The sequence below is a fragment of the Vibrio sp. 10N.222.46.A1 genome (genome assembly GCF_041473595.1).
GTDB classification, from domain to species: domain Bacteria; phylum Pseudomonadota; class Gammaproteobacteria; order Enterobacterales; family Vibrionaceae; genus Vibrio; species Vibrio tasmaniensis_A.
This window is the reverse complement of sequence record NZ_JBFRSN010001767.1, coordinates 1-694: the sequence shown is the minus strand read 5'-3', so window position 1 is coordinate 694 and position 694 is coordinate 1. Positions and strand designations below refer to the sequence as shown.

Sequence of the window (694 nt, the reverse complement as noted above, 5' to 3'; positions counted from 1 at the left end):
ATACCGTCTAAGGTTTCCACTAAACGGTTTTGAAAGCGCTCGAAAGATTGGTTCTCATACTTTTTAAGGTGTTTAACTCTGCTACCTAGTTTACGGGAGAAATAAATCACAACAGGATTGACCAGTAAAATGAACAGTCCTAAACGCCACTCTAACCATAGCAACACGATAGCGGTACCGAAAACGGTTAAGAAGCTAATTATGAACTTAGATAGAGTCGAACCAATGAACTTATCTATTGTCTCTATGTCTGTTATCAGGTGAGCATTAATACCGCCACTGCCTTTGGTCTCGTATTGTCTAATACTAATGCGGCCAAGCTTATCTATCATCTTACTGCGCATTTGATAGGTAATTGTTTTTGAGACAAGCGTGAATTGACGCCCTTGTAGAATGTTCAACGCTTGGCTAACAGTACGCATGATTATGACTAACAGCAAAGTCAGTGCAATATAGCCAGTTGGTGTCTGCAACGATGTTGGAAGTAGATGGTTCATCATCTCTAAGCCAGAAGCCGGCTTATCAAGTAATACTTCATCAACCATTAATGGCATGAGCAACGGGATAGGGACACTAATGAGAGTTGCAAGTATGGCAATAATGTTAGCAAACAGTAATTTGGACTTGTGTTTTTTTACTTGAGTTATTAACCAAGAACGGCTAATAGTGTCTTCTGAATTGGTCATTGTAATGA

1 protein-coding gene is annotated in these 694 nt (G+C 39.5%); it reads right to left on the bottom strand.

What is annotated here, in order from left to right; all coding sequences use genetic code 11:
* On the bottom strand, positions 1–686 hold a 686-nt coding region (locus AB4496_RS29245), incomplete at its 3' end, for an ABC transporter transmembrane domain-containing protein (RefSeq protein WP_372133629.1).
* Positions 687–694: the final 8 nt, after the last annotated feature.